The following is a 26,993-nucleotide window of genomic DNA, read 5'->3' on the forward strand; positions in this document are numbered from 1 at the left end:
CGTACTCGCTGGTGGTACGGAGAAGGCAGTTATGCCTCAACAACGTTGATCACGTAGGAAAACCATGAGCGAAAGCTTTGCTGAACTGTTTGAACAGTCCCTTAACGACATCAACATGGAGCCGGGCGCCATTGTTGCGGCTCAAGTTGTCGACATCGACGGTGACTGGGTTACCGTCAACGCTGGTCTGAAATCCGAAGGTCAGATCCCTGCGGCACAATTCCGTGACGAAAATGGTGAGCTGACCATCGCGATCGGTGACGATGTGCACGTTGCGCTGGAAGCCGTGGAAGATGGCTTCGGCGAAACTCGCCTGTCCCGTGAAAAAGCCAAGCGCGCAGAAGCTTGGAAGATTCTGGAAGCGGCCTTCGAGAAAGACGAAATCATCAAAGGCGTGATCAACGGTAAAGTCAAAGGCGGCTTCACTGTCGACGTCGACTCCATCCGTGCCTTCCTGCCGGGCTCTCTGGTTGACGTTCGTCCGGTTCGCGACACTGCGCACCTGGAAAACAAAGAGCTGGACTTCAAAGTCATCAAGCTGGATCCGAAGCGTAACAACGTCGTTGTTTCGCGTCGCGCCGTGCTTGAAGCCGAAAACAGCGCCGAGCGTGAAGCACTGCTGGCGACGCTGCAAGAAGGTCAGCAAATCAAGGGTATCGTCAAGAACCTGACCGACTACGGTGCTTTCGTAGATCTGGGCGGTGTCGATGGCCTGCTGCACATCACCGACATGGCGTGGAAGCGTATCAAGCATCCGTCTGAAATCGTTGCCGTTGGCGACGAGATCAACGTCAAAGTGCTGAAGTTCGACCGTGAGCGCAACCGCGTTTCTCTGGGTCTGAAGCAGCTGGGTGAAGACCCGTGGGTCAACATCAAAGAGCGCTACCCGGAAGGCATGAAAGTGCAGGCAGTGGTCACTAATCTGACCGATTACGGCTGCTTCGCCGAGCTGGAAGAAGGCGTCGAAGGTCTGGTTCACGTGTCTGAAATGGACTGGACCAACAAGAACATCCATCCGTCTAAAGTCGTTCAAGTGGGCGACGATGTTGACGTCATGGTGCTCGATATCGACGAAGAACGTCGTCGTATCTCCCTGGGTATCAAGCAGTGCACTGCTAACCCGTGGGAAACCTTCAACGCCGAGTACAACAAGGGCGATCGCGTTTCTGGTACCATCAAGTCCATCACGGACTTCGGTATCTTCATCGGCCTGGAAGGCGGTATCGACGGTCTGGTTCACCTGTCCGACATCTCCTGGACAGAAACCGGCGAAGAAGCGGTTCGCAACTTCAAGAAAGGCGACGAGGCAGAAGCCGTTATCCTGTCTATCGACCCCGAGCGCGAGCGCATCTCTCTGGGTATCAAGCAGATGGATTCCGATCCGGTTGCCGAATACCTGTCCGTCAACGACAAGGGCAGCATCGTGACGGGTCGCGTCGTGGAAGTTGACGCCAAAGAAGCTCACATCGAGCTGGCTACCGACGTCATCGCGATTCTGAAAGCCTCTGAAATCAGTGCTGATCGCGTTGAAGACGCGCGTAACGTGCTGAGCGAAGGCGACAGCGTCGAAGCGCGTATCGTCAGCGTTGACCGCAAGAGCCGTCAGATTGCTCTGTCCGTGAAAGCCAAAGAGCAGGATGACACGCGTCAGAACATGAAGAAACTGCGTGAGCAAGAGCCGGAAGCTGCCGGTGGTCCGACCACGATTGGTGATCTGATCAAGCAGCAAATGGGTCAAGACTAATTTAGTCCTGTCTCGAAAAACGCCGCCCTTGGGGCGGCGTTTTTGTTTCTGTGGTTTTAAAATACGTTGTGATTAAGCGTTGCAGGCGTTGCTATAAAAGGGGTTTGCAATTGTCATGGCGCCTTTAAATAGCGCAAGAGTGTATAAAATTGTTTAGTAAAGGCGCTAAAATCAACTAGACTATTGTCAATCAGCGGATTTAAGGCAATAATGTGCCCGCATCCTGAAATAGTCGGTGTTGAGTTTCCCGGCTCAGTGCCAAGGTAGTTATCTTCATTCTAAAAGGACCTCCCATGTCTCTGTTAAATGATTACATCCAAAAAGAACAGCAGCTTAAGCAGCTTCAGGAAGAACTGCAGCGCTTGGAAAACGACCAGCGTCTGAAAAGTGAGCTCGAGTTTAAAGCCAAGCTGGAAGCGTTAATGACCGAGTTCGGCAAGCGCCCTGGCGATGTCATCGCTCTGCTGGACCCCGCTGCTGACCAGCGTGGCGCTCCCAAGGCACCGGCTGCTGCTACTCGCCGCAAGCGCCGCCTGAAGATCTACAAGAACCCGAACACGGGTGAAGTGATCGAAACTCGCGGTGGTAATCACAAAGGCCTGCGCAGCTGGAAAGACGAGCACGGCGATGATACCGTCGAGTCTTGGCTCGTTCGTCTGGAAGATTAAGTTTCTCGACCGGCATTTCTTCCCAGAAGTGCCGGTTTTGTTTTAGCGGTATCGCAGTGTTGCCATCGAGGCCAGGTAATGCTCTCCATAACTTCCCAGCCTCTTTCGTGCATCGTCGTACAGTGACTATGTAAGGCGTTGCAAGGGTACCTTGAGTTCCAGGTGCTCCTTGCGCCACAGCACATGAGGTGCGCCCCCGCTAATGTGATAAAGGCTCTGGTGATAGTGCAATTGACACAGTGTCGCCGTCAACGCATCAGCGAGCTCGCTAAAATCATCAAACAGCGTTACCGCATAGTGTTGTGAGGGAATATCGATACGTCGATATTCTACGGGTAGGGCTACGCTATCGGTGCCCGTCTGGTTTTCGAGATGCAGCCCGATATCGGTGCGTAATTTATACTGCTTCGTCGTACTGTTGAGCGCAGAGATCTTGTCTGCCAGCAGGTCGGGGAGAGCCACAGCGGGCGTAGAACCGCCGAGCTGAGCTTCCAGACAGGAGAGATGGTTGGAATGGCGCTTGCGGTTGCCCAAGCCACTAATGGCGTGTGCCGCTTTGTAGATACGCATATAGACGGCTTGACGAGGGCTGCCTTGCTTTATATCCGTGGTAAATGACTTTGCCGGGGGTATCAGGTGATGCATATCGTTGACAGCTTGGCGATAATGCCTGGGAGACAGCTGGTAGCGTCGTTGAAAAGCGCGTGAAAAGGAAGAATGATTCACATAGCCGCACTGCGCGGCGATATGCGCTATATTTTGTTGGGTCAACGACAGCAGCACTGCTGCACGCTCCAGTCTCCGTTGCTCTCGGTACGCTCGGGGCGACATGCTGAAGCATTGGCGGAATTGACGCCGCACCTGTGATGCTGAATATCCCAAGTGACTGGCAAGATCTTCGATACTCAGTGGTTGATCAAGCGAGTCTTGCAGCCAGATCTCAGCTCGCGACATTGCATTGAACACTATCTGGCCTCCTATGCGTGGTTCAAACAGGTAGCTTGTGACTGACCTGTCAGTGCACTCTCCCGGTGCGTATGGGTACTCATGACCTGGTAGGCCATCTCTGGTGGCAGTATGTGCCAAGGCATGGAGATAGACAGAGTGGCTGTTCCTTGCCGACGATGACGTAAAAGGTATTAGCTTAAATCACCTGTTCGGTTAATCATTGTTACCGATGGTGAGGTCTTCGCGCTGCTGTCTTTATGCTTCCAAGCGGTAGCAAAGGCAAGTTTGCACTTCAAGAATACGCGTTTGTGCACAGTTTTTGATTAAAATGGCCTGTTCTCAGGTTTGTCGACCATTTTTCGTAAGGTGTAGATGAAACATCAATGAAATATCACAAGGTTTCTAAACAGCTGGATGAGCGTGAGAAGCTGCGCAAGTTTCGTGAGCTGGATGACGCCTTTGCCCAAGCACTGCGTCAGTTGGAAGACCCTGACAGTGATTTCGATATTCCCACCGGCCCTCCGGTGCGCTCCTTGGCCGAGCTAGAAGCAGAAGATCAGGCGGACCAACAGAAGCGGCGTGATGAGCTGTTCGGCGAGCGCCTGCATGCGCTGATGGCCGAGTACGACCAATCGGCAGGGGCGCTGCGCGAGTTGATCGATACGTTGCTCAAGTACAATGTGTGGGCGTTGGAGGAAATATCCGGTGAGTGAAGGGGTCTGCTAACGGTAGCGGAAGACCCGCAGGCTGGGCAGAAACACCTCACTCTCCAGCTTTTCATCCCGGCGCTTTGCACGGGTGCGGGTGGTGGGCGCTGAGGGTGGGGGTGGCTTGATATCCGGTAAGCGCCCCTCTGGGGCAGGTACCACGAGGGGCATGGCCACATTGAGCGCCCGTCGCGTATGCCCATCTGCCAGCGGTTCGGTGTAGAAAAGATTGGCGCGCATCAGCGGGGCTTGGCTCTGAACTTGGGCCAACACTTCTTGGCTGGGCAGGCTGGCCAGCTTGCGTAATTGGATACGCACATGAGGGGCTTCGGTATCCAGTTGCAGTAATTTCTGTTCCGCCTCCTGGACGCTGAGGCGTTTGATGGAGCGGCCGCTGGTATACCAGGCAAAGCGTATTCTGGCGACGGGAGCCTCTGCGATGGGGAGTAGCCGCCAGCACTGCTTCAAGTGCAGCCTGGCCAGCCCGCTCTGACGCAGTACGCTGTCGAGGTCAGGGTGGCGGCGTGGTAGCCGCTGCTTGGCTTCGCTCAATGCAGCTGGGTGGGCCTGTTTGATGTGCCTGAGCCAGTCACTGATGGCCTGTTTGGCATGATTGACGTCTTGAAAGGCCTTCAATAGCGCTTCGTCCGCTGCGATGACTCCAATATAATTGCGCGTTTCGCGTCCATCCTGAGCTTGCTGATGCCACATATCCAACAGTGCATGCCTTACCCAGCCGGGGTCGCTGAGGCCATCGAAGCGCCACATGGGCAACGGCTGGGTTTCATAAAGCGAAACGGCTTGCTCAATGGCTTGCATCAACCGATCGAAACGGTCATCCAGTTCATGCAGCAGGCGGTAGGCGGGCGAGGCCGATGGGGGCATCTTGGCTAGTCCTCAGGAGAGTGGGGCATCGCGATCGGCCTGAGCCAGCAGGGTATCGATATCCGCTTCGTCCATGGCCGACTCGCCGGAAATACGGTGCGACTCGTCGGCCCAGGCACCCAGGTCGAGTAGCTGGCAGCGCTGGCTGCAAAACGGTCGATAGGTACTTTGTGCGCTCCAGGTCACGGGCGTGGCACATTGTGGGCAGGCGACTTCCAGTGGGGCATCGTTGGCAGCGCTCTTCATGCATCTCTCCTCTCATGACTCAATCGTGCATTACTCAATCGTGCGCTATCGTGCTGTAGCGTCGATGCAGCGTGACGACCTGGTGCTGCAGGTGCTCCAGGCTGCCGCTGTTGTCGATCACGTCATGGGCACGGCTGAGCCGTTCCTGGCGCGATAGCTGGGCGGCGAGGATAGCACGCACCTGGGCTTCACTCACCCCGTCGCGCGCTAAAGTGCGCGATAGCTGCAGCGCCTCCGGTACATCGACCACCAGTGTGCGTTGCGCCAGCGCATCCTGGCCCGACTCGAACAGCAGTGGCGATACCAGCAAAACATAAGGCGAGTTCAGAGCAAGCTCCTTTAGCCGCAACTGCAGGCGTTCCCGAATGCGCGGGTGGGTTTCGCTTTCCAGCCAGCGGCGCTGCTCGGGGTCGCTGAAAACGATCTGACGCAGCGCAGCGCGGTTCAGGCCACCATCGGCATCGAGTATCTGTTGGCCAAAACGTTGTGTAATCGCTGCCAGTGCAGGCTCGCCGGGCATGACCACTTCGCGAGCGATATCGTCGGCATCTACCCAGCCTGCCCCTAGTTCGCCAAATGCGCGCGCCACGGTCGATTTGCCGGAGCCGATACCGCCTGTCAATCCGATGATCATTATCGCCTCCGATCAGAAGAGTGAGAGATAAAGGGCCATCAGCTCATTGCCCGCCAAAAGCCCTAACCAGCCCGCCAGGGCGAGAAAAGGCCCGAAGGGCATGGGTTGGCCGCGAAGCTTGGGCATCATGGCTTGAACGCCCAGGCCGATGACGGCCCCAAGGCCTGCCGAGACGATCAGCAGCAGTGGCAGCATTTCCCAGCCGAGCCACGCCCCCAGGGCTGCCAGCAGCTTGAAATCGCCAAACCCCATGCCTTCCTTGCCGGTGAGTAGTTTGAACAGCCAGTAGAAGCTCCAGAGGATCAAGTAACCCGCCATGGCGCCGATCACGGCGCTGGGCAGCATCAGCGGTTGAAACAGCAGCTGATACAGTAGCCCCATCCACAGCAGGGGTAGGGTGAGAATGTCTGGCAGCAGATAGGTACGCAGGTCGATGATCGCCAGTACCAGCAGCGTCAAGCAGGCAGCGTACAGAAACAGGCTGGCCAGCGTTGCGCCGTGCAATTGCACCACGGCCACCGCCAACAGCCCGCCCATCAGCTCCACAACGGGGTACTGGGGGCTGATGCGGGTGCGGCAGTTGGCACAGCGCCCACGGCGTTTCAGCCAGCCCAGCAGGGGCAGGTTGTCGTGCCAGGCAATGGCGTGCTCGCATGAAGGACACAATGAGGCAGGGTATGCCAGGTTGAAGCGGGGGTGTGCTTCGGTTGGCTGTTCCAGCGCTATCAGGGCTTCGTTGCGCCATTGGCGCATCAGCATGACGGGTAGTCGCGTGATGACGACGTTCAAGAAGCTGCCGAGGCAAAGCCCCAGCACCAGTGAGATGGCAAGCAGTAAGATTGGCGATAAGCCCATGGAGATCCTGAGGTGAAATAAGAGTGTCGATGGCCGAGCGATTAAAGCGCCGTGCCGATTTCGAAGATGGGCAGGTACATGGAAACCACGACACCGCCTACCAGGGCGCCCAATACCACGATGATAAGGGGCTCCATCAGCGACGTCAGCGCATCGACCTTGTTGTCTACTTCTTCTTCATAGTAGTCGGCCACTCGGTTGAGCATGGCATCCAGCGAGCCCGCCTCTTCACCAATGCTCACCATCTGCACAGCCAGTGCAGGGAAGCGATTGGTCATGCGCATGGCAAAGTGCAGCTGTTGGCCGGTGGTCACGTCCTGGCGCACTTCGTTGATGGCCCGAATATAAACACGATTATCGGCGGCGCCCGCCGCCGTTTCCAGCCCCTCTACCAGCGGCACCCCGGAAGCAAAGGTCGTTGCCAGTGTCCGCGTGAAACGTGATACCGCCGATTTATGCATGATGTCACCGATCACCGGCAGCTTGAGCAGCAGGCCATCCAGTCGGTAGGCAAGTTTTGGAGAGCGCCGAGCCGCGGCCTTGAGCAGCATCACACTGCCCACCAGCCCGCCGATGGCATGCAGCCAGTAGCGCTGGGCCATCTCGGAAAGGTTGACGGTAAATTGTGTCAGCGCTGGCAGCTCTGCGCCAAACCCTTGGAACATGCTTTCGAACTCCGGGACCACCTTGATCAGCAGCAGCATGGTGACCCCGACCCCGATGGCCATGACCGCCGTGGGATACCAGAGCGCTTTCTTGACGCGATTTTTCAGCGATTCGACCTTTTCCTTGTAGCTGGCAATACGCTCCAGCATCTGGTCCAGGGCACCGGCTTGCTCACCGGCATCTACCAGATTGACGAACAGGCGATCGAACTGCTTTGGGTGCTTGGCCATGGCCGCGGAGAGGCTGTCACCGGAAGAGACGTCTTCCATGATCTGCTGGGTCAGCGCCACCATGGCGGGTTTTTTGAGGCTCTCGGAGACCGCCTGGAGAGCTTGAAGGATGGGAATGCCAGCGCGCACCATGGTGGCCATTTGCCGCGCGAACACCATGATATCGACATTGTTGACCTTGCCTCGGCCGCTGAAGCTGCTGCGTTTTTGGATCTTGCCGGCGACGATCCGTTGCTTGGCGAGCTGATCGACGATATCGGCCTTGGTTCTGCCGATCAGCTCCCCCTTCATCGGGCGGTCCTGTGGGCCTTTGCCAGACCACTTCCAGCGATGCAACGGGGCCGGTTTGGCGCGGCGCGCCTTGGCTTTGGCCATGCGAGGGGTCACTCCTTGCTGATACGGTTAACTTCGTCGAGGCTGGTACTGCCATCCAGCACGCGGCCGAGGCAACTTTGGTAGAGGCTGGGATGACCTTCGCGCCTGGCCTGCTGATCGATCTCGATGGCGTTGCCGTCGCGCATGATCAACTGGCGCATGTCGTCGCTGATGGGTACGACTTCGTACACCCCGATCCGGCCCTTGTAGCCTTGGGTACACTGCTTGCAGCCCACCGCATGATAAATGGTGGCATGGCGAATGTCCTGCTGGCTAAAGCCCGCCTTGCGCAGCGCTTCTGCGGGAATGTCGGCAGGTGCTTTGCACTGGTTGCATAGCTTGCGCGCCAGCCGCTGGGCGATGATCAGGCTTACCGAGCTGGCAATGTTGTACGTGGCCACCCCCATGTTGGCGAGGCGCGTCAAGGTTTCGGCGGCGGAGTTGGTATGCACGGTGGAGAGCACCAGGTGGCCGGTTTGTGCAGCCTTGACGGCGATTTCCGCCGTTTCCAGATCGCGGATCTCGCCGACCATCACCACGTCCGGGTCCTGGCGAAGGAAGGCGCGCAGGGCGCTGGCGAAATTGAGCCCGATCTTGGGCAATACGTTGACCTGATTGATGCCGGATACCTTGATTTCCACCGGGTCTTCCGCCGTACAGATATTGCGCTGCACCTGATTCAGGATATTGATGCCGGTATACAGGGTCACGGTTTTACCGCTACCGGTAGGGCCGGTGACCAGGATCATTCCCTGGGGTTTTTTGAGCGCACTCTCGTAGGCGGTTTGCTGTTCTGGGGTGAACCCCAACTGGTCGATCCCCAACTGAGCAGATGTGGGGTCGAGAATCCGCAGTACGACCTTCTCGCCCCAGACGGTGGGCAGCGAGTTGACGCGGAAATCGATCGAGCGGGTGCGTGACAGCTGCAGCTTCAACGCGCCATCCTGGGGGAGGCGACGCTCGGAGATATCGAGCCGTGACATGATCTTCAAGCGCGCAGCAATGCGATGGCGAAGGGCAAACGGTGGCCGAGCAATCTCCACCAGCATGCCGTCGATGCGAAACCGCACGCGATACTGAGTCTCGTAAGGTTCGAAGTGAATATCCGAAGCGCCCCGGCTGATGGCATCCAACAGGATTTTATTGACGAACTTGACGACTGGCGCGTCTTCGCCGCTTTGGGTCGCCTTGTCCAGCGTGGTCTCGCTACCATCTTCGTGCTGGATGATGTTGAGCTCACTGACGGCATCATCCACGTCTTCCAGCTCATCCAGCATGCTGCGTTCGTTTTGCGCCAGGTACTGCGCCAACGTGTCGCGCAGTTGATCCGCTGGCGCCAGTACGCCGTCCACACTAAGCCCCGTGGCAAACTGCAGCTCGTCCAGCTGGGTCAGCGTGGCGGGGTAAGGCACCGCCACAGTGAGGCGATGGCCGTGACGTGCCAGCGGTAGAATGCCCAGTCGCTCCAGAATCTTGACGGGGTAATCGTTGGCGGCAGGCAGGGCGGTAACGCGCAGGGCTTCCAGGTTCACCACTGGCAGGCCGTACTCCCAGGCGGCGGCGACGGCGGCCTCGTCGGCGGGGACCAAGCCACTATCGACCACATGCTGCAACAGCGAAATCTGGAGTTCGGCAGCAGTACTTTCTGCAATGGTTGCCTGGGCATCCGTAAGCAGGCCGTGCTTGACCAGCCGTTTGGCGATGCCGCGCAACCCCCCGTTCAGGGCAGCATGGCTCAGCGTAGACTCAGGGGCAGGTTGGCTCATGGCATACTCGGCAGCGGGCAAATGAAACGGAATGCAATGCTGAGGGTTGTACCATATTTACTGTTCCTGAGGTACCAGCCGCTTACAGGTTCCATACCGTGAAATAGGCCGATTATCGGGGCATGTCAGGAGGATAAAGCTGGTTGCCAAGGGGGGGTGGGTAAGCTAATGTAATCAGCAAGCAAGGCTGATGTTCAGTAAGCTTTGGCCTGATGACTCCTACACCGCAAGGGAACCTCGCAATGCAAACGACCCAACCCAACCAACCCCGCCGCTTCAAGCAGCAGGGCTTCACCCTCATCGAGCTGCTGATCGTGGTGGCGATTATTGGCGTGCTTGCTGCTGTGGGTGTGCCTCAGTATCAGAATTATGTAGAGCGAGCTACGTTTGCATCCGAATTTGGAGAACTCAACTCCTATCGTGCCTTAGTAGATGTGGAAGTCTCTTCTAACAACCCAGGAGACGCAGCTACAGTGAGTACACCTTTAGGGCTGCCCAATAATAACATCACGCTAACCACCTTCGACTCAGATGCGGCTGCTGCTGAAACGCAAGCATTACTTACATCTACCAATTTTACTTTTACTCGGGTGAATAATTCGTGGGATTGTTCTCCAAGGCCTGAGACTGCTGCGGCAAGCGCAGATGTTTCGCAGCTTCCGCAAGCTTGTCGTTAGTAATTGACCTGTCAAAAAGACTAAAAGTGTTGAATTTATTTACTAATTAATATTTAGTTTGTGCATTATTCAGCCGCCTTTATGGCGGCTTTTGTATGAGTTTTAATAGCCTTGACTGCTTCCATACTCTCTGCGCAATTGTCTTTTACACTCAAAGCTCTGGCTAGACAAATTCACCAACGGAGCTTGCTATGAAACTCATCACTTTAGGCGTTGTAATCGCCACATTGTGCTGGCACGGCCTGGCGAGTGCTCAGCCTGCGCATGCACCCGCCCATGGCGCCCGTGGCCACCAGGAGCAGCAGGCGGGCCAGGGTGGGCGTGAGCATCGTCAGGAATATCAGCGGGAGCATCGCCATGAATATCGCCGTGATCGCGAGCATCGCTCGGAGCGCTATATCGATCTGCCGCGTATCAACGAGCGGGAGCTGCTCGGCCTGCTGCGCCAGTACGAAGCCCCCCGCGCCGAGCCGCTGCCGCCCGGCATACAACGCCAGCTGGAGCGGGGCAAGCCGCTACCGCCGGGGATCGCCAAGCGCTTCGATGGCCCCATTGCACAGCAACTGCCACGCTACCCAGGCTATGAGTGGGAGCGCGTCGGGGCAGACGTGGTGCTCATCGAAGCCGCTACACGGGTGGTGGTAGATATATTGGTAGATGCCCTGCGATAACGAGCTTTTGGGGCGTGTTGAGGTCAGTCGCTTGAGCGAGCGTTCATGGTAATGCCATCGGCTAGCGCTTATGCTGATCTCTCTATTGACTCATCCATTGTTCGTTAGAAGAGGCAACCTGATGGCAGCGTATACCCTGGAAGCGCGCCTGGCGCTGGCAATTACCATCGCCGAAGAGGCGGGGCAGATGATCCGCGAGGCGCGCGAGCAGCAGAACTTCGCCCAACGGCTTAAAGACGGCATGGAGCTGGTCACCGATGTCGATGTCGCTGTCGACCAGCGAATCAGCCAGCGCTTGGAAGAGCACTTTCCCGGTGAGGCAAAATTAAGCGAAGAGCTGAGCCCCGAACAGGCGCTCTATCATCCCGCCGAGCAACTATGGGTCGTGGACCCTATCGATGGCACGGTGAACTTTGCCCAGGGCCAGCGCCATGTGGCGGTGTCGATTGGCTGGATCGAGCAGGGCGTGGGCAAGGTAGGCGTCGTTCACGCACCGTTTCTGAATGAAACCTTCAGCGCTGCCCAAGGGCTGGGGGCCTACTGCAACCAGCGGCCTATCCAGCCCAGCGGTGCCGAAACGCTGGCCAGCACGCTGGTCGGTACCGGGTTTCCCTACGACAAGCAGGCCCGCAAGGCTCTGCTGCCGCGTTTCGAAGCCGTATTGACCCACTGCCAGGACATCCGGCGCAACGGGGCGGCGGCGCTGGATATCTGCGACATCGCCTGTGGGCGCCTGGATGCCTATTACGAAACCGTATCCCCCTGGGATTTTGTGGCAGGTTGGGTGATCGCCCGGGAAGCCGGTGCACGCGTGGGGCATTTGGTCGAGGTGCCGGAAGGCATTCCTGCCGACCTTTTCCCAGAGCAGCTGTTGGTAACCGCCCCCGGCGTGTACGATGCCATGGCGACGCTGCTGACAAACGCGGATCGCTAGCCTGATGGGTGCTTTTCAACGCAACACGGCAAGCATTTGAAAAGAAAGCGCAAAAAGGGCTTTTCATTTGGCTGATAAAGCGCTAGTATACGCACCGTCCTGAAGCGAAAGCCAACGGGCATCGGAGTGTGGCGCAGCTTGGTAGCGCGTTGCAATGGGGTTGCAAAGGTCGCAGGTTCGAATCCTGTCACTCCGACCAATATCGAAAAGCCGCTGCATTTATTGCAGCGGCTTTTTTCGTTGGCTCATGTTGGTGTCTCTTGATATACGTCAAGGTTTGAACGGTGGAAATCATTCTGTGCAGCCGGGTACGGTATGCTCTTGGGCAGGTGGAAGGTCTACTCAAGCGCATCGATCAGGAGGCAGGGATGAGTCGCACAGGCAAGCAGGCTGCAACGCCCGAGGCATGGCATGGGCTGTCGGTAGACGAAGCATTGGCGCAACAGTCGGCGACCCGTGAAGGCTTGAGCTGTGAGGAAGCAGCGGCGCGTTTGGCTCAGTATGGAGAAAACCGCCTGGAGCAGGCCCAGGGGCGCCCCTGGTACAAGCGGTTGCTGGCGCAGTTTGCCAATATCCTGATGCTGATTCTGGTGGTCGCGGCGGTGGCCAGCTTTCTGCTGGGCCACATGGTCGATGCGGCCGCCATCGTGGGCGTGGTGTTGATTATTGCCTTGATCGGCTTTTTCCAGGAAGGCAAGGCCGAGCAGGCGCTGGACAGTATTCGCAACATGCTGTCTCCCCAGGCAAACGTGCTGCGCGATGGCCAGCGTACCACGGTGCCCGCCGAGGCGCTGGTGCCGGGGGATATCGTGCTGTTCGAGAGCGGGGATCGCGTACCTGCGGATGTTCGGTTGCTGGAAGTACGGCGCTTGAAAACCGATGAGGCTGCCCTGACCGGTGAGTCGGTGCCCGTCGATAAGCAGCCCGCGCCGCTGGCCCACGATACCGAGCTGGCCGAGCGTTCGAACATGGCGTTTGCCAGCACGCTGGTCGTGCAGGGGAACGCCCGTGGCTTGGTGGTGGCGACCGGAGGGCGCTCGGAAATTGGCAAAATTTCCGAGCTGCTGCGCAGTGTTGAGCAGATCAAGACGCCATTGTTACAGCAGTTGGATAGAGCTGGCCGAGTGCTGGCGGTGTTTATCCTGCTGGCCGCTGGGATCACGGCGCTGCTGGGTAACTGGCTGCATCAGCAGCCCTTGGGCGAGATGTTCATGGCGGCCGTGGGCCTGGCGGTAGCGGCCATTCCCGAAGGCCTGCCTGCGATTGTAACCATTGGCCTGGCGCTAGGCGTTCAGCGCATGGCCAAGCGGCGGGCCATCATCCGGCGGCTGCCCGCCGTGGAAACGCTGGGTTCGATTTCCACCATTTTCTCCGACAAGACCGGCACGCTGACCCGTAATGAGATGACTGCCCAGGCAATCTGGCTGCAGGATGCCCGTTTCACGCTCGAGGGTATCGGCTTTGCCCCGCATGGCAAGCTATACCGGGAAGGAGCTGCCGCCGAGGAGCAGTGCAATGGACTGGCCCATGAGCCTGCCTTGCAGCGCTGCCTGTTGGCCAGCGTGCTGTGCAACGATGCCGAGCTGCACCAGGAAGATGAACGCTATCGCATCTTTGGCGACCCTACTGAAGGGGCGCTGGTGGTGGCCGCCGAGAAAGCGGGGCTCGATCACCTTGCATTGCGCCAGCAGTACCCGCGTCTCGATGCGATTCCTTTTGAGTCAGAGCACAAGTACATGGCCACGCTGCATGACCTTAAGGGTGGGCGGCAGCTGCTGGTCAAGGGTGCGCCGGATCGCATTATCGAAATGAGCAGCCATGTGATCACCGATGAAGGCGAAGCCCCGCTGGTGGCCAGCGAGTGGGAGGCGCATATCGAAGCGCTGTCCTCGAAAGGCTTGCGGGTGCTGGCGATTGCCGAGAAGCCAATGGAAGAAGGCGCTGAGCTCGATCACCCTCATGTGCAGTCGGGGTTGCGCCTGCTGGGGTTGATAGGGCTGTTGGACCCGCCCCGTGAAGAGGCCATCGAGGCGGTGAAACGCTGCCAGCGCGCCGGTATTCGCCCGGTGATGATCACCGGAGACCATGCTGCCACTGCCTTGGCCATTGCGCGGCAGCTGGGATTTCAGCACACCGAGCGGGCCTTGACCGGGCGTGAAATGGAGGCCATGACCGATGAGCAGCTCGAAGCGATCATTCTGGAGGTGGATGTGTTTGCTCGGGCGTCGCCAGAGCACAAGCTGCGGCTGGTCAAGGCCATGCAGGCGCGTGGAGGCGTATGCGCCATGACGGGTGATGGGGTCAACGATGGCCCGGCGCTCAAACGGGCAGATGTGGGTGTCGCCATGGGCATTCAAGGAACGGAAGCGGCCAAGGATGCCTCGCAAATGGTGCTGGCCGACGACAACTTCGCCACCATCGTCCACGCCATCGAAGAGGGGCGTAAGGTTTACGACAACATTCGCAAGACGATTACCTTCATCCTGCCCACCAACGGTGCCCAGGGGCTGGCCATCATGCTGGCCGTGCTGGCGGGCACGAGCCTGCCGGTGACTCCGCTGCAGGCGCTCTGGGTGAACATGGTGGTGGCCATTACGCTGGGCCTGGCATTGGCGTTCGAATCTGGCGAGAAGGATCTGATGCAGCGCCCGCCCCGGGACCCCAAAGCGCCGCTGCTGGATCTCTTTTTGCTTTGGCGCGTGGTGTTCGTGTCGCTACTGCTGCTGCTGGGCGTATTCGGTATGTTCAATTGGATTCTGGGGCAGGGGGGTAGCGAAGCGCTGGCCCGCACGGGGGCGGTCAACATGCTGGTGGCGGGCAGTGCCGCTTACCTGATCAATAGCCGCTATTTGCTCAACAGCACGCTGACCTGGAAAGGCGTTTTTGGCAGTCGGCCGGTGTGGCTTGCCATCGGGTTGGTCCTGCTGCTGCAATTGGGGTTCACCTACTTACCCTTCTTGCAGTTCGTGCTGGTCAGCGAGGGGCTTTCTGCTCACCACTGGCTCGCCATTCTGATGGGAAGCATGGCCGTGTATGGCGTGGTCGAGGTGGAAAAAAGCATCTTGCGCCGGAGGAGGTGAGTGCCACCGCCTGCCATGGGCAGGCAGCGGCAACGTCAGAGCGTTAAGAGGTGTTCAGTCACTCTGGGCTTTATGGTCGGCAAGGGCCGCTGTCACGGCTTCTTGCCACTGTCCTTCGGTAATGCCCCAGTGGTCGGCCTGGTCCTTGTCAGGACTGCCCGCCGCCGCCGCGTTCAGTTCTTCCGGGGAATAGCTTTCAAAACAGTGTTTGGCAAAGGCTTTGGCCTTGCCATCGCTCAACTGGTTGATCATTTCCATGGGTCGCTCCTTTCCTTGGTGCTGAAGTCAGAGATAAAGAGTCAAGAAGTATACATGACATGAATGCCGAGTACGGTTCGGCAACGATCATGCACCAGTATAGACTAGGCCATCAATGCATCCACGACGATCTTGATGGCAATCGTGGCCAACAGGCACATGATGAGCCTGTCGAACCAGCGATGCGGCAGGCGTTTGCCCAGCCTGGCGCCCAGGGGCATGGCTGCCAGAATGACCAGCAGGGCAGCCAGACTGTACAACGAGCGCTCCCAGGTGAGAATCCCGGCGCTGAGCAGAGCCGGGATCTGTACCAGCGTGATCGCCACGAAGAACACCGAAATCGAGCCGATGAACACCGGGCGCTCCAGGCGCATCGCGTTCAGAAAGGTCACTGACGCCGGGGCGGACATGCCCGCCGCACCTTGCAGCACGCCTGCCACCAGCCCCACCGGCAACACGATGCGCTGCGCCAGCGGGAAGGGCAGCGTAAAGCTGCGGTTGGCCAGCTTGATGGCCAGGTAGAGCACGATGGCAGCCGCCACGCCCAGCGACAGCAGCGTGGGCGACAGCACCACCAGCCCCCAGGTGCCGATCACGATGCCCAGCCCACCGGAGAGGCCGAACCAGAGCAGAAAGCGATGCGGCAGCAGATGGTGGCGGTACTGCCAGACCTGCAGGGCATTGCTGAACAGGTTCGGGGCCACCAGCACGGCAATGGCCAGCTTGACGTCGTACAGCATGGTCAGCACGGGAATGACGATGACCGGTACGCCAGAGCCGATGGCACCCTTGATGATCCCCGCGGCCATCAGCGTCAGGAAAGCGACGATCATGCGGCGTTTCTCGGCTCTTTTGAGTACATGGGCTTATTTGAGCACATAGCAGGGCGTGTAGGGCTGTCCGTCCAGTTTCATGCGGCCCTGGGCCACGAAAGAGCCGAGCAGGTCGTCCAGGCGCTGCATCAGCTCGGGCTCTGCGGTCAGTTCGAAAGGCCCGTGAGCCTCGATGGCCCGAATGCCCGGCTCTTTCACGTTGCCTGCCACGATGCCCGAAAAAGCGCGGCGCAGGTTGGCTGCCAGCTCGTGGGTGGGCTGCTGGCGGTGCAGCGCCAGGCTGCGCATGGCTTCGTGGGTAGGCTCGAAGGGTGCCTGGAACTCGCGGGCAATGGTCAGGCGCCAGTTGTAGTAGAACGCATCCTGGTGCTGGCGGCGGAACTCGCTGACCTGGTGGATGCCATCGCGCATCTTGCGCGCCACGGCCGCCGGGTCCCCGGTGATAATGGTGTAGAAGCGGCGGATATCTTCACCCAGGGTGTAGACCAGAAACTCGTCGATCTTCTCGAAGTAGGCGGCGGAACTGGCGGGGCCGGTGAAGATCAGCGGGAAGGGGATGTCCTGGTTGCCGGGGTGCAATAGAATGCCCAGCAGGTAAAGGATCTCTTCGGCGGTACCCACGCCGCCAGGGAACACGATGATGCCATGGCCCAGGCGCACGAAAGCTTCCAGGCGCTTTTCGATGTCCGGCATCACCACCAGTTCATTGACGATCGGGTTGGGGGCTTCTGCAGCGATGATGCCAGGCTCGGAAATGCCCAGGTAGCGGCCTTCCTTGCGGCGCTGCTTGGCATGCGCGACGTTGGCACCTTTCATGGGGCCTTTCATGGCCCCCGGGCCGCAGCCGGTGCAAATGTCCAGGTCGCGGAGCCCCAGGTGATAGCCGACGTCCTTGGTATATTCGTACTCTTCACGGGAAATAGAGTGGCCGCCCCAGCACACTACCAGGCTCGGGTCGCGGCCCGGCTTCAGCGTGCCCGCCTTGCGCAGAATGTGGAACACGGCATTGGTGGTGCCTTCGCCAGTGCTGAGATCGAAGCGATTATGATGCTGGATCTCGTTATAGACGTAGACGATGTCACGGATGATCGACGACAGGTGCTCACGAATGCCGCGTATCATGCGTCCGTCAACGAAGGCTTCCGCTGGGGCGTTGGTGAGCTTCAGGCGTATGCCGCGATCCTGCTGCAGCACTTCGATGTCGAAATCCTTGTAGGCTTCGAGAAGGGCCAGGCTGTCATCGGTAGGGCTGCCGCAGTTGAGCACGGCGAGGGCACAGCGGCGCAACAAGTCATGCAACCCGCTTTTCGAGGTGCTCTTGAGGCGATTGACCTCGTGCTGAGACAGCACTTCCAGGCTGCCTTCGGGAGAAATGATGCTGGAAATGGTGGCGCGGGGTGCTGAAGGTTGCGTCATTGTATGGACTATCCCTGAGTATGGTCATGACCAATCGGCATACTAGCATGCTGCTCCCTCACGTTCAGCTGCCTTGCCCTGCTACGGGCATCCGTGCCCGAGGCGGTCGTTTTTTATGCTAGGCTAGAGGCTTGGCGCCGGTAGGCATCCATTCCAGGCGCCCTGATGATCCTCACTGTGACAGTGACCGTTAATGATGAAGTTGCCGGGAACCCATGTTCAACGCTCAATACTTTCGTACCTTTATCACGCTGGTGGAAACGGGCAGTTTCACGCGCACCGCGCGACGCCTGGAGATGACGCAGCCGGGCGTCAGCCAGCACGTCAGAAAGCTGGAAACCTATCTGGATAAAGCGCTGATCGAGCGTCACGGGCGCAGTTTTACGCTGACCGAGTCTGGTCGTCGCGCTTACGACTATGCGTTGAAGCTGTTCGCCGAGCATGAGCAGTTCAGGCATGGTCTGGACGATGATTCGCTGGACAGCGGCGAGTGCCGCATTGCCTCCCCAGGCAGCGTCGGACTGATGTTCTACCCCTACATCCTGGGGCAGCAGCAGATGCACCCCAGCCTGACCGTCAACTACAGCTTTGCTTTCAATCATGAAATCGTCAACGACCTGTTGGAAGGGCGTTACGATATCGGCATCGTCACCGAGCAGCTCAACCATACCGAGCTTGCCTGCACCGTCTGGCACAAGGAGCCTCTGTGCCTGGTGGTACCCGCCGACTTTGCGGGCAGTACCCTGGCCGAACTGATGGGGTTGGGCTTCATCAATTACTACGATGGCATCAATCACGCCAACGCGCTGCTACGGGCCAACTTCCCCGACGAGTTCCGCTCCATGACGCATTTTCGCCATCAGGGGTTTACCAACGAAGTCAGCATGGTGCTGGACGCCGTGGCCCGGGGGCTCGGCTTTACCGTTGTGTCACGGCTGGTATTGGAAACTTCTCCCTGGCAGCGCCAGGTGAAGCCGCTGCCACTGTCGCAGGTCATTCACGAAGTGCTCTATCTGCTGCGGCGCAAGGATTCCGTGTTGCCCAAGCGTTACGAGAAGCTGCTCAAGGGCTTCCATGATCAGCGGCTACAAGAAACGACGCCTCTGGAACCCTGAACAGGGCCCCAGAGGCGTGTGAGGGGGGCTTGCCTAGCGGCGGTATTCGTCAATGCTGGGGCACGAGCACACCAGTTGGCGATCACCAAAGACGTTATCCACTCGGTTGACCGACGGCCAGTACTTGGCGGCGGCGACGGCTTCGCTGGGGAAAGCCCCTAGCTGGCGGTCATAGGGGCGCTGCCAGTCGCTGTCCATGACGTCGGCCTGGGTATGCGGTGCATTGACCAGCGGGTTGTTGTCCAGCGGCCACTCTCCATTCTCGACGCGCGCGATCTCTTCACGAATGGCAATCATCGCGTCGCAGAAACGGTCGATCTCGTAGAGTGATTCGGACTCGGTAGGCTCGATCATCAGCGTGCCGGGTACCGGGAACGACATGGTCGGCGCATGGAAGCCATAGTCCATCAGTCGCTTGGCGATATCTTCTTCACTGATACCCGAGGCGCTCTTGAGCGGGCGGATGTCGATGATGCACTCGTGGGCCACATAGCCGTTCTGGCCGCGATAGAGAATCGGGTAGGACGGCGCCAGCCGTTTGGCGATGTAGTTGGCGTTGAGAATGGCGATCTCCGTTGCCTCGCGCAGCCCCCGCGCGCCCATCATTTTGATGTACGCCCAGGAGATGGGCAGGATCGAGGCGCTGCCAAAGGCGGCAGCAGACACTGCGCCACCGGGCTGTACGCCATCGATGGGCGTGACCACGTGGTTGGAAACGTAAGGAGCCAGATGCGCCTTGACGCCAATGGGGCCCATGCCCGGACCGCCACCCCCGTGAGGAATGCAGAAGGTCTTGTGCAGGTTGAGGTGCGATACATCCCCGCCGAAGTCGCCTGGGCGTGTCAGCCCCACCTGGGCGTTCATGTTGGCACCGTCCACGTAGACCTGGCCACCGTGCTGGTGAATCACCTCACACACCTGACGAACGTGGGACTCGAACACGCCGTGGGTAGACGGGTAGGTGATCATTACCGCCGAGAGCCGCTCGCTGTACTGCTCGGCCTTCTGGGTCAGGTCGGCCAGGTCGATGTTGCCGTTGGCGTCGCACTCGACCACCACCACCTCCATGCTCAGCATGGCGGCAGATGCCGGGTTGGTGCCGTGGGCAGAGCTGGGAATCAGGCACACATCCCGGTGGGCTTCGCCTTGGGCGGCCTGGTAGCGGCGAATGGCCAGCAAGCCGGCATATTCGCCCTGAGCGCCAGAGTTGGGCTGCATGGAGATATGATCATAGCCGGTCACTTCCACCAGGAAAGCGGCCAGCTCGTCGATCATCTGATGATAGCCCGCCACCTGGTCGCGAGGCGCGAAGGGGTGCAGATGCGCGAAGGCAGGCCAAGAGACCGGAATCATCTCGCTGGTGGCGTTGAGCTTCATGGTGCATGAGCCCAGCGGAATCATGGCATGAGCCAGGGAGAGGTCTTTGTTCTCCAGGCGTTTCAGGTAGCGCAGCATTTCGGTTTCGCTGCGGTAGCGCGTGAACGTCGGATGGCTCAGGAAGTCGCTTTCCCGCTGGTACTCTGCCGGAATGCCTGTCAGCTTGCCTTCCACCACTTGCTCGTCGAGGGCGGCGACGGAAAGACCGTGCTCATCGCCGAGCAGGACATCGAACAGGGTCGCGACGTCATGGGCCGTCGTGGTTTCGTCGAGGCTGATGCCGACATCGCCATTGGCGAAGTAGTGCAGGTTGATGTCATGGGTCATGGCGCGGCCATGGATCTTGCCAGCATCGATCTGCGCAAGGCGCAGCGTATCGAACCAGCTATCGTTGGCCAGCTGCACGCCCGCCTGTTGCAGGCCGGTGGCCAGCAGGGTGGTCAGGCGGTGAACGCGGCCAGCAATTTTGCGCAGCCCCTCGGCACCGTGATAAGTGGCATAGAAACCGGCAATGTTGGCCAGCAGCGCCTGGGCGGTACAGATGTTGGAAGTGGCCTTCTCGCGACGAATGTGCTGTTCGCGGGTCTGCATGGCCATGCGCAGCGCGGTCTTGCCACGGCTGTCTTTTGAAACGCCGATGATGCGGCCCGGAATGGAACGCTTGAGCTTGTCGGAGGTGGCAAAAAACGCTGCATGTGGGCCACCGAAGCCCATGGGTACGCCAAAGCGCTGCGAGCTGCCCACGACGATGTCGGCACCAAAGATACCGGGCTCTTTCAGCAGTACCAGGCTCAGCAGATCCGTGGCGACACAGGTCATGACGCCCTTTTCCTGGGCCTTGGCGAGCAGCGGGGCGAGGTCAGTGATGTTGCCGCTGGCGGACGGGTACTGAACCAGCGCGCCGAACACCTCCTCGTCTGCCAGTTGCTCCGCCGGTGCAATCTTCAGTTCGAAGCCAAAGAATTCCGCGCGGGTCTTGATGACGTCCAGGGTTTGCGGGAAGACGTCTTCGGCCACGAAAAAGGTGTTGGACTTGCTCTTCTTGTTGCCGCGTTTGCACAGCGCCATGGCCTCGGCGGCGGCGGTGGCCTCATCCAGCAGGGAAGCGTTGGCAAGTTCCATGCCGGTGAGATCCATGACCACCTGCTGAAAATTCAGCAGACCTTCCAGGCGCCCCTGAGAAATTTCGGGCTGGTAAGGCGTGTAGGCGGTGTACCAGCCTGGGTTTTCCAGCACGTTGCGCTGAATCACGGCGGGCATATGAGTGTTGTAATAACCCTGGCCAATGTAGCTTTTGGCCACGCGGTTCTGGCGTGCCAGCTGGCTCAGGTAATCCAGGGCTTCTGCTTCACTGCGGGGGGCGTCCAGTGCCAGTTCGCGGCCCAAGCGAATATCGCTTGGCACGGTCTGCTCGATCAGATCTTCCATGCGCTGCAAATCGAGCGCTTTTAGCATGGTGGCGACATCGTCGGGGCTAGGCCCGTTATGGCGTTTGATAAAAGCATCGTGGTCGGCCAGTTCGGCCAAACGGCGTGTTTCAAAAGGCATGGGAAGGTTCCGAACGTGATGAGTAAACCGTGGGGTCTCAGGGCAGCCTGTTCTGCGTGGCTGTGGTGCCGCTCGTACAACCCGTGGGGGGTTGTGCGGCCGCGTGATGCATCAGGGTGTTAACGTGAACGCCTGCACGGAGGCAGGCGTTCGGGTGAAGCAGAATCAATCGTCGGTGCTGAGCGACGCCTGGTAGGCATCGGCATCCAGCAGGCCTTCCAGGGCCTGACCGTCAACGCGTACCTTCATGATCCAGCCGCCTTCGTAAGGGGCTTCATTGACCGTTTCGGGCGCATCTTCCAGCGCTTCATTGACCTCGATCACTTCGCCATCCACCGGCGAGTAGAGATCAGAAGCAGCCTTGACCGATTCGATCACGCCAAACTCTTTGCCCTTGCTGAGGCTCTGACCGACCTCCGGCAGCTCGACGAAGACCACATCGCCAAGCGCTTGTTGGGCGTGGTCGGTGATGCCGACGGTAACGGTACCGTCCTGATGATCCAGTACCCATTCGTGGCTGGCAGCGTAGCGCAAATTAGCTGGAAGATTGCTCATGAAGGTTCCCTTGTTAAACAGTGGAGTGAACGACAGCATACTAGCGTTTGTCGTTCAGCTTGGCGACTGTTGGGCACGGGGTGTCTGGCGTGCCATGAGCGTATGGTACCTTGTTTCCGATTGGAAACAAGTTTCTCTTGAGTGTCAAAATGAGAAAAAACGCATGTCATTCACGGCATGGCAAGGCAGGCTGGTTTTCCAAAAAAAGAGGCTTTCTCTGCCTTTTGGCGACATGACCATGGATGTACACCAGCAAAATGGTATAAAACATGCCAATCTTGCGTTTTTCCAGCGTGCAGTAAGCGCTATGGTAGGCATGCGTGAGGGTGTTCTTCCGTGAGCGTCATGGGTGGAAGAGCGACAGGACCTTTATAATAAATTTACTAATCCTTCGGTTAAGGAGAGTCGTGTGGAAATGTTGACGAGCCTGTTGGGCGCAATTAACGGCGTGGTGTGGGGGCCGTTGATGCTGGTGTTGCTGCTGGGGGTGGGTATCTACCTGCAAATTGGCTTGAAACTGATGCCGATACGCAAGCTCGGCATGGGTTTCAAGCTAATGTGGCAAGGCCGCGATGTAAAACCTGCCGACAAGAGCGCTTCGAAAGCCAGCGATGAAGGCGAGATTTCGCCTTTCAATGCGCTGATGACGGCGCTCTCTGCCACCATTGGCACAGGTAACATTGCCGGTGTCGCGACGGCCATCGCGCTGGGTGGCCCAGGTGCGGTTTTCTGGATGTGGATTACTGCGTTAGTGGGCATGGCAACGAAATTCGCCGAGGCGGTTCTGGCGGTGCGTTACCGTGAAACCGACAGCACCGGTCACCACATTGGTGGGCCGATGTTCTATATCAAGAACGGCCTGGGCAAGAAGTGGCTATGGCTGGGCGGCCTGTTTTCATTCTTTGGTGCCGTGGCTGCCTTTGGCATTGGTAATACCGTGCAGTCCAACTCGGTGGCGGATGCCATGGATGCCACCTTTGGCGTGCCCCATTGGCTGACGGGTGTGATCATCATGGTACTGGCCGGGGCGGTGATTCTCGGTGGTATCAAGCGTATTGCCAAGGTGGCAGGCAAGCTGGTGCCGATCATGGGGATTGCCTATGTCGCCGCCGGGCTGCTGGTACTGATCGTCAATGCCGGACAAATTGGCGAGGCTTTTGGACTGATTTTCTACTATGCCTTCAACCCGATTGCCGCTGCCGGTGGCTTTGCCGGTGCTGCCGTCATGGCGGCCATTCGTTTTGGCGTGGCGCGGGGCATCTTCTCCAACGAAGCGGGCCTCGGTAGTGCGCCCATCGCCCATGCGGCGGCACAGACCCGCAACCCGGTTCGTCAGGGCTTGATCGCCATGCTGGGTACGTTCATCGACACGATCATCGTATGTACCATCACCGCGCTGGTCATTCTGACCTCTACGGTATGGATCGATGGCGAAGCAGGGGCCTCTCTGACCGCGCTGTCCTTCGATGCAGCCTTGCCGGGCTTTGGTAATCAGATCGTCGCCGTGGCGCTGGCCATCTTTGCCTTTACCACCATTCTGGGCTGGTCGTTCTACGGCGAGAAGTGCTGCCAGTTCCTGTTTGGCACGCGCTCCATCATGCTGTACCGCGTGCTGTTCGTCTTGGCCATCCCGCTGGGAGCCATTGCGCAACTGGGCTTCATCTGGCTGATGGCCGATACCTTCAACGCGATGATGGCCATTCCCAACCTGATTGCGCTGGCGCTGCTGTCGCCGGTTGTGTTTAAACTCACTCGGGATTATTTTGCGGGTAAGGACATCCTGCCGGGTGAAGCCCTGGATCACGATAAATAAGCGCCTTTCACAGGCGGGAAGATAAGATCCACCAGAGCCGGGAAGCCTTTAAGGCTTCCCGTTTCTCTTTTGACCATTGAGGAAACCCATGACCGAACTTAAACGTACGCCGCTGCATGCACTGCACACTCAGCTAGGCGCGAAAATGGTGCCCTTTGCGGGCTATGAGATGCCCGTACAGTACCCGTTGGGGGTGAAAAAGGAGCACGAGCATACGCGCCAGCAGTGCGGCCTGTTTGACGTGTCGCACATGGGGCAGATTCTGGTGTCCGGCGACGGTGTGGCAGAAGCCCTGGAGACGTTGATTCCCGCCGATCTGGTGGGGCTGAAGGTCGGCCAGCAGCGCTATGGCCTGTTTACCGGGACCGAGGGCGGCATCATCGATGACCTGATGGTGGTGAACGCCGGAGATCACTTCTATCTGGTGGTCAATGCGGCCTGCAAGGATCAGGATATTGCTCATCTACGCACCAACCTGGGTTCTACTCACCAGATCGATGTGCTGGATCGAGGTTTGCTGGCGCTGCAAGGGCCCCAGGCGCGTGATGTCATGCAGCGCCTGTGCCCCGCGGCCTGTGACATGACGTTCATGCAACATGGTCGTTTCAGCCTGGCCGGTCACGAGGTGTGGATCAGCCGCAGCGGTTATACCGGAGAGGATGGCTTCGAGATTTCCGTGGCCGCAGAGGCGAGCCAGGCGTTGGCCGAAGCGCTACTCGCCGAACCGGAAGTGGAGGCGATTGGCCTGGGGGCACGGGATTCTCTGCGTCTTGAGGCGGGTCTGTGCCTTTATGGTCATGACATGGACATGACCACCACGCCGGTAGAGGCCAGCTTGATCTGGGCCATCGGCAAGCCGCGCCGCCATGGGGGAGAGCGCCCGGCAGGTTTCCCGGGGGCGGATATCATTCTGCATCAGGTGGATGCCAAGGATCATTCCCGCAAGCGGGTCGGTCTGGTGGGGGAAGGGCGTGCCCCTGTGCGTGAGGGCGTCACACTGGTGGATGAGTCAGGCCAGGAGATCGGTCAGGTAACCTCCGGCGGGTTTGGCCCCAGCGTCAACAAGCCCGTGGCCATGGGCTACGTGGAACGGCAATGGGAAGCGCCGGGCACGACGGTGTTTGCGCTGGTTCGGGGTAAATCGCTGCCCATGACGGTCACGCCAATGCCTTTTGTGGAACCAGGCTACTATCGAGGTTGAGCTCTGTACCGGCCATGAGGGCCGTTGGCTATAGCTGACGAAACCAGCCCAGGTGCGCTCGCTGGATATCGAGGGTCTCGATGGATTCCAGCGGGCGTGCCATCAGGCTCAGGGTGCGTGCCTGACGCGGTGTCATTTCGAACGCTTGGGTATACAAACGGCTGAACGTGCTCGCCTCGAGCCCACAGCGGTGGGCAATTTGCCCGATGCGCAAGTGATGCTGCCGATGATCCATCAAGCAGCGCCTGGCGGTGAGCAAGCGGCGCTTGCGAATGTAACTCGCCACGCCTCCCATGGGTTCGAAGAGGCGGTAGAGTGAAGCGCGTGCCAAGCCGAAACGGTGCGACAAATCCTGCGGAGAAAGCGTCCTGTCACCGAGATGCTGTTCGATATACAGGCAAATGCGCCCCAGCAAGGGGGGCTGATACTCGACCTGGCCAGGTTGAGCCAGTTGCCGAGAGAGCGTCGTGACCAGTTGATGTGTGCTTTCGGCACCATAAAAGGCGATGTCTTCTGCGCTCAGTTCCGGGCTGCACGCCATGAGTTCCCGCAACTGTGCTCCCAGTAGCCGAGCAGCGGGCTGGCGATGGTCGAGTAACATCCCGTGTAGCGCTGCTGGATCCTGGGGCAGAGCAGTTCTGGGAAGTACCCAGGAAATCAGCGTGGCAGGCTGATGCAGGGTGATGGTGCTCTGCTGCATCAGATCCAGTACCAGGAAATCTCCGGCTTTGGCGACTGTCTCACGGTGCCCGGCGCGGCTCCACACTTCTCCTGCCAGTATCAAGTCCACCATCAGATAGTCCACGTCTGCCTGGGAGAGGCTGGCTGGCGTGCGTTCTATCTTCTGCGGCGACAGCTGCATGAGTACGCCGATCAAACCTGCGAAATGATGGGTCGTGACTTCCCAGGCCAGCTGGCTGGCCTGCTCGCATGCAAACGAGGTGTCAAAATTCAACGTAGCCTGCATGCGAAACTGCCACTCTTCCATGCGCGTCATGCCTGGCAACAATGCGTCAGACGAGGTGTAAACGATACGTTGATCAGTCATCACCTGGTTCTCCAGGAAGCGCACAAGGGGGTGAGCGGATTATCGCTGATGGGTTGCGTTTATCGCAAAGTGTCTCTTTCTATCTTCATGGCGTCCCAAAGTGTCGGCCAAGGGTTGTGGTTATTTCTCCGGGGAAAAACAATCAGTAACACACAACACAATCTGTAACACATTGGCTGTTTCGAGTGTGTGCAGTGCGATGGGCGCTAACGACACAGGGGATACTCATGGCTGAATCAGCATTCAAAACGGCGGGGCGGGCCGACATCGGACAGTCGCCAGCCTGGTCACGTATCAGGCAGCTGGCCAGGTGGTCGATTCTCGTTTGCTCCCCATTGGCATTTGCCGAAGATACGCCTTCTGCATCTCCTGAGGGGTTGGCAGCCATGAGCGAGCGACAGGCACTGGTCATGCCATGGCTGAGTGCGCCTACCCAGGCCTACCTCTACACGGCCGAGCCTAAAATGCGCTTTGAACAGGTCGTCATCCAAGGGGCCTCTCTCATTCCTGCGGCAGAGTTATCCGACTACCTGTCGCCACTGCTTGGCCAGACGTTGAGTCTTGAAGAGATCCAGGCGGCCATGTTGACGCTGAGTGAGCTTTATCGTGAGCGAGGCTTGTCGGCCAGAGCACGCTTGATGAAGCAGGATCTGTTTGGGGGGACGCTGCATGTGAGAGTGGTCGAGCGGAGTCACACCAAGCGGGGGTGGGTGGCTGCAACGGAGTCGAGTGGCGGTTTGTAG

25 protein-coding genes and 1 tRNA gene are annotated in these 26,993 nt (G+C 58.8%); 13 read left to right on the forward strand and 13 right to left on the reverse strand.

Translation table 11 applies throughout. The annotated features are described in order from the left end of the window. Window positions 1-64 precede the first annotated feature (64 nt). Window positions 65-1,744, forward strand: coding sequence for a 30S ribosomal protein S1 (rpsA, locus tag FEU76_RS10240; protein ID WP_039178097.1), 1,680 nt, complete (start codon window positions 65-67; stop codon window positions 1,742-1,744). Between the two features lie 293 nt (window positions 1,745-2,037). Next, on the forward strand, window positions 2,038-2,412 hold the full coding sequence (locus FEU76_RS10245; protein ID WP_039178096.1) for a histone-like nucleoid-structuring protein, MvaT/MvaU family: 375 nt from the start codon (window positions 2,038-2,040) through the stop codon (window positions 2,410-2,412). 126 nt (window positions 2,413-2,538) lie between these two features. Here the strand turns inward: FEU76_RS10245 and FEU76_RS10250 are convergent, their stop codons facing one another. Further along, the gene (locus tag FEU76_RS10250; RefSeq protein ID WP_039178094.1) at window positions 2,539-3,378 is read right to left on the reverse strand and encodes a helix-turn-helix transcriptional regulator; all 840 of its coding nucleotides are present in this window, start codon (window positions 3,376-3,378) and stop codon (window positions 2,539-2,541) included. Between the two features lie 365 nt (window positions 3,379-3,743). Between FEU76_RS10250 and FEU76_RS10255 the strand changes: the two genes are divergently transcribed. Then, a complete protein-coding gene (locus FEU76_RS10255) occupies window positions 3,744-4,073 on the forward strand; it encodes a hypothetical protein (RefSeq protein ID WP_144982708.1) in 330 nt (109 codons plus the stop codon). 9 nt (window positions 4,074-4,082) lie between these two features. Here FEU76_RS10255 and FEU76_RS10260 read toward each other — a convergent pair whose 3' ends face one another. Genes FEU76_RS10260 through pilB form a run of 6 tightly spaced genes read right to left on the reverse strand, consistent with a single transcriptional unit; the run spans window position 4,083 to window position 9,724 of the window. Then, window positions 4,083-4,952, reverse strand: a complete 870-nt coding sequence (locus tag FEU76_RS10260) for a DNA replication terminus site-binding protein (RefSeq protein ID WP_144982710.1) — start codon at window positions 4,950-4,952, stop codon at window positions 4,083-4,085. Between the two features lie 12 nt (window positions 4,953-4,964). Then, window positions 4,965-5,198, reverse strand: coding sequence for a DNA gyrase inhibitor YacG (yacG, locus tag FEU76_RS10265; RefSeq protein WP_039178088.1), 234 nt, complete (start codon window positions 5,196-5,198; stop codon window positions 4,965-4,967). 34 nt (window positions 5,199-5,232) lie between these two features. Further along, entirely contained in the window at window positions 5,233-5,832 is a 600-nt protein-coding gene (gene coaE / locus FEU76_RS10270) for a dephospho-CoA kinase (protein WP_096923038.1), read from the reverse strand. Between the two features lie 12 nt (window positions 5,833-5,844). Further along, window positions 5,845-6,687, reverse strand: coding sequence for a prepilin peptidase (locus tag FEU76_RS10275; RefSeq protein ID WP_144982712.1), 843 nt, complete (start codon window positions 6,685-6,687; stop codon window positions 5,845-5,847). 41 nt (window positions 6,688-6,728) lie between these two features. Then, window positions 6,729-7,958 (reverse strand): type II secretion system F family protein, encoded by a 1,230-nt coding sequence (locus FEU76_RS10280; protein ID WP_144982714.1) that lies wholly within the window; start codon window positions 7,956-7,958, stop codon window positions 6,729-6,731. 8 nt (window positions 7,959-7,966) lie between these two features. After that, window positions 7,967-9,724, reverse strand: a complete 1,758-nt coding sequence (gene pilB, locus FEU76_RS10285; RefSeq protein WP_096923035.1) for a type IV-A pilus assembly ATPase PilB — start codon at window positions 9,722-9,724, stop codon at window positions 7,967-7,969. 242 nt (window positions 9,725-9,966) lie between these two features. On the opposite strand from pilB, the gene FEU76_RS18785 reads away from it, so the two are divergent. From FEU76_RS18785 to FEU76_RS10310, 5 genes are all read left to right on the forward strand, one after another. Next, a complete protein-coding gene (locus FEU76_RS18785; RefSeq protein ID WP_144982716.1) occupies window positions 9,967-10,401 on the forward strand; it encodes a pilin in 435 nt (144 codons plus the stop codon). Between the two features lie 191 nt (window positions 10,402-10,592). Beyond that, window positions 10,593-11,072 (forward strand): anti-virulence regulator CigR family protein, encoded by a 480-nt coding sequence (locus FEU76_RS10295; protein WP_144982719.1) that lies wholly within the window; start codon window positions 10,593-10,595, stop codon window positions 11,070-11,072. Between the two features lie 121 nt (window positions 11,073-11,193). Continuing rightward, entirely contained in the window at window positions 11,194-12,006 is an 813-nt protein-coding gene (locus tag FEU76_RS10300) for an inositol monophosphatase family protein (RefSeq protein ID WP_144982721.1), read from the forward strand. A gap of 122 nt (window positions 12,007-12,128) precedes the next feature. Further along, a tRNA-Pro gene (locus FEU76_RS10305) sits at window positions 12,129-12,205 on the forward strand. A gap of 169 nt (window positions 12,206-12,374) precedes the next feature. After that, entirely contained in the window at window positions 12,375-15,086 is a 2,712-nt protein-coding gene (locus tag FEU76_RS10310) for an HAD-IC family P-type ATPase (RefSeq protein ID WP_144982724.1), read from the forward strand. Window positions 15,087-15,140: 54 nt separating this feature from the next. On the opposite strand, the gene FEU76_RS10315 is transcribed toward FEU76_RS10310, so the two are convergent. The 3 genes from FEU76_RS10315 to ppnN all read right to left on the reverse strand — a co-directional run bounded on the left by FEU76_RS10315 (window position 15,141) and on the right by ppnN (window position 17,593). After that, window positions 15,141-15,344 (reverse strand): hypothetical protein, encoded by a 204-nt coding sequence (locus FEU76_RS10315; RefSeq protein WP_039178069.1) that lies wholly within the window; start codon window positions 15,342-15,344, stop codon window positions 15,141-15,143. A 104-nt stretch (window positions 15,345-15,448) separates the two neighbouring features. Next, complete coding sequence (locus FEU76_RS10320) at window positions 15,449-16,177, reverse strand: sulfite exporter TauE/SafE family protein (protein ID WP_081193248.1); 729 nt, start codon at window positions 16,175-16,177, stop codon at window positions 15,449-15,451. 33 nt (window positions 16,178-16,210) lie between these two features. Continuing rightward, a complete protein-coding gene (gene ppnN, locus FEU76_RS10325) occupies window positions 16,211-17,593 on the reverse strand; it encodes a nucleotide 5'-monophosphate nucleosidase PpnN (protein WP_144982727.1) in 1,383 nt (460 codons plus the stop codon). Between the two features lie 215 nt (window positions 17,594-17,808). On the opposite strand from ppnN, the gene FEU76_RS10330 reads away from it, so the two are divergent. Continuing rightward, entirely contained in the window at window positions 17,809-18,708 is a 900-nt protein-coding gene (locus FEU76_RS10330; RefSeq protein ID WP_039178064.1) for a LysR family transcriptional regulator, read from the forward strand. 33 nt (window positions 18,709-18,741) lie between these two features. Here the strand turns inward: FEU76_RS10330 and gcvP are convergent, their stop codons facing one another. Both gcvP and gcvH read right to left on the reverse strand, forming a co-directional pair. Further along, window positions 18,742-21,633, reverse strand: a complete 2,892-nt coding sequence (gene gcvP / locus FEU76_RS10335; protein ID WP_144982730.1) for an aminomethyl-transferring glycine dehydrogenase — start codon at window positions 21,631-21,633, stop codon at window positions 18,742-18,744. A gap of 165 nt (window positions 21,634-21,798) precedes the next feature. Next, on the reverse strand, window positions 21,799-22,188 hold the full coding sequence (gene gcvH, locus FEU76_RS10340; RefSeq protein ID WP_039178059.1) for a glycine cleavage system protein GcvH: 390 nt from the start codon (window positions 22,186-22,188) through the stop codon (window positions 21,799-21,801). Between gcvH and FEU76_RS10345 the strand changes: the two genes are divergently transcribed. The 3 genes from FEU76_RS10345 (at window position 22,187) to gcvT (ending at window position 25,202) form a co-directional block, all read left to right on the forward strand. Beyond that, complete coding sequence (locus tag FEU76_RS10345; RefSeq protein WP_144982733.1) at window positions 22,187-22,528, forward strand: hypothetical protein; 342 nt, start codon at window positions 22,187-22,189, stop codon at window positions 22,526-22,528. The two genes, gcvH and FEU76_RS10345, sit on opposite strands and share 2 nt — an antisense overlap. 69 nt (window positions 22,529-22,597) lie before the next feature. After that, the gene (locus tag FEU76_RS10350; protein ID WP_039178057.1) at window positions 22,598-24,001 is read left to right on the forward strand and encodes an alanine/glycine:cation symporter family protein; all 1,404 of its coding nucleotides are present in this window, start codon (window positions 22,598-22,600) and stop codon (window positions 23,999-24,001) included. 88 nt (window positions 24,002-24,089) lie between these two features. Next, window positions 24,090-25,202: a glycine cleavage system aminomethyltransferase GcvT gene (gene gcvT / locus FEU76_RS10355; protein WP_144982736.1), complete on the forward strand. Its 1,113-nt coding sequence runs from the start codon at window positions 24,090-24,092 to the stop codon at window positions 25,200-25,202. Between the two features lie 28 nt (window positions 25,203-25,230). On the opposite strand, the gene FEU76_RS10360 is transcribed toward gcvT, so the two are convergent. Beyond that, window positions 25,231-26,250: a helix-turn-helix domain-containing protein gene (locus FEU76_RS10360; protein ID WP_144982739.1), complete on the reverse strand. Its 1,020-nt coding sequence runs from the start codon at window positions 26,248-26,250 to the stop codon at window positions 25,231-25,233. A gap of 227 nt (window positions 26,251-26,477) precedes the next feature. Here FEU76_RS10360 and FEU76_RS10365 point away from each other — a divergent pair, with 227 nt between their 5' ends. After that, window positions 26,478-26,993, forward strand: a complete 516-nt coding sequence (locus FEU76_RS10365; RefSeq protein ID WP_144982742.1) for a POTRA domain-containing protein — start codon at window positions 26,478-26,480, stop codon at window positions 26,991-26,993.

The organism is Halomonas sp. C22 (assembly GCF_007655045.1).
Classification (GTDB): domain Bacteria; phylum Pseudomonadota; class Gammaproteobacteria; order Pseudomonadales; family Halomonadaceae; genus Vreelandella; species Vreelandella hamiltonii.

Excerpts from the sequence above, each read along its gene's own strand:
- rpsA (WP_039178097.1), top strand. The coding sequence starts at position 65 with ATGAGCGAAAGCTTTGCTGAACTGTTTGAACAGTCCCTTAACGACATC.
- FEU76_RS10245 (WP_039178096.1), top strand. The coding sequence starts at position 2,038 with ATGTCTCTGTTAAATGATTACATCCAAAAAGAACAGCAGCTTAAGCAG.
- FEU76_RS10255 (WP_144982708.1), top strand. The coding sequence starts at position 3,744 with ATGAAATATCACAAGGTTTCTAAACAGCTGGATGAGCGTGAGAAGCTG.
- FEU76_RS10260 (WP_144982710.1), bottom strand. The coding sequence starts at position 4,952 with ATGCCCCCATCGGCCTCGCCCGCCTACCGCCTGCTGCATGAACTGGAT.
- yacG (WP_039178088.1), bottom strand. The coding sequence starts at position 5,198 with ATGAAGAGCGCTGCCAACGATGCCCCACTGGAAGTCGCCTGCCCACAA.
- coaE (WP_096923038.1), bottom strand. The coding sequence starts at position 5,832 with ATGATCATCGGATTGACAGGCGGTATCGGCTCCGGCAAATCGACCGTG.
- FEU76_RS10275 (WP_144982712.1), bottom strand. The coding sequence starts at position 6,687 with ATGGGCTTATCGCCAATCTTACTGCTTGCCATCTCACTGGTGCTGGGG.
- FEU76_RS10280 (WP_144982714.1), bottom strand. The coding sequence starts at position 7,958 with ATGGCCAAAGCCAAGGCGCGCCGCGCCAAACCGGCCCCGTTGCATCGC.
- pilB (WP_096923035.1), bottom strand. The coding sequence starts at position 9,724 with ATGAGCCAACCTGCCCCTGAGTCTACGCTGAGCCATGCTGCCCTGAAC.
- FEU76_RS18785 (WP_144982716.1), top strand. The coding sequence starts at position 9,967 with ATGCAAACGACCCAACCCAACCAACCCCGCCGCTTCAAGCAGCAGGGC.
- FEU76_RS10295 (WP_144982719.1), top strand. The coding sequence starts at position 10,593 with ATGAAACTCATCACTTTAGGCGTTGTAATCGCCACATTGTGCTGGCAC.
- FEU76_RS10300 (WP_144982721.1), top strand. The coding sequence starts at position 11,194 with ATGGCAGCGTATACCCTGGAAGCGCGCCTGGCGCTGGCAATTACCATC.
- FEU76_RS10310 (WP_144982724.1), top strand. The coding sequence starts at position 12,375 with ATGAGTCGCACAGGCAAGCAGGCTGCAACGCCCGAGGCATGGCATGGG.
- FEU76_RS10315 (WP_039178069.1), bottom strand. The coding sequence starts at position 15,344 with ATGGAAATGATCAACCAGTTGAGCGATGGCAAGGCCAAAGCCTTTGCC.
- FEU76_RS10320 (WP_081193248.1), bottom strand. The coding sequence starts at position 16,177 with ATGATCGTCGCTTTCCTGACGCTGATGGCCGCGGGGATCATCAAGGGT.
- ppnN (WP_144982727.1), bottom strand. The coding sequence starts at position 17,593 with ATGACGCAACCTTCAGCACCCCGCGCCACCATTTCCAGCATCATTTCT.
- FEU76_RS10330 (WP_039178064.1), top strand. The coding sequence starts at position 17,809 with ATGTTCAACGCTCAATACTTTCGTACCTTTATCACGCTGGTGGAAACG.
- gcvP (WP_144982730.1), bottom strand. The coding sequence starts at position 21,633 with ATGCCTTTTGAAACACGCCGTTTGGCCGAACTGGCCGACCACGATGCT.
- FEU76_RS10345 (WP_144982733.1), top strand. The coding sequence starts at position 22,187 with ATGAAGGTTCCCTTGTTAAACAGTGGAGTGAACGACAGCATACTAGCG.
- gcvH (WP_039178059.1), bottom strand. The coding sequence starts at position 22,188 with ATGAGCAATCTTCCAGCTAATTTGCGCTACGCTGCCAGCCACGAATGG.
- gcvT (WP_144982736.1), top strand. The coding sequence starts at position 24,090 with ATGACCGAACTTAAACGTACGCCGCTGCATGCACTGCACACTCAGCTA.
- FEU76_RS10360 (WP_144982739.1), bottom strand. The coding sequence starts at position 26,250 with ATGACTGATCAACGTATCGTTTACACCTCGTCTGACGCATTGTTGCCA.
- FEU76_RS10365 (WP_144982742.1), top strand. The coding sequence starts at position 26,478 with ATGGCTGAATCAGCATTCAAAACGGCGGGGCGGGCCGACATCGGACAG.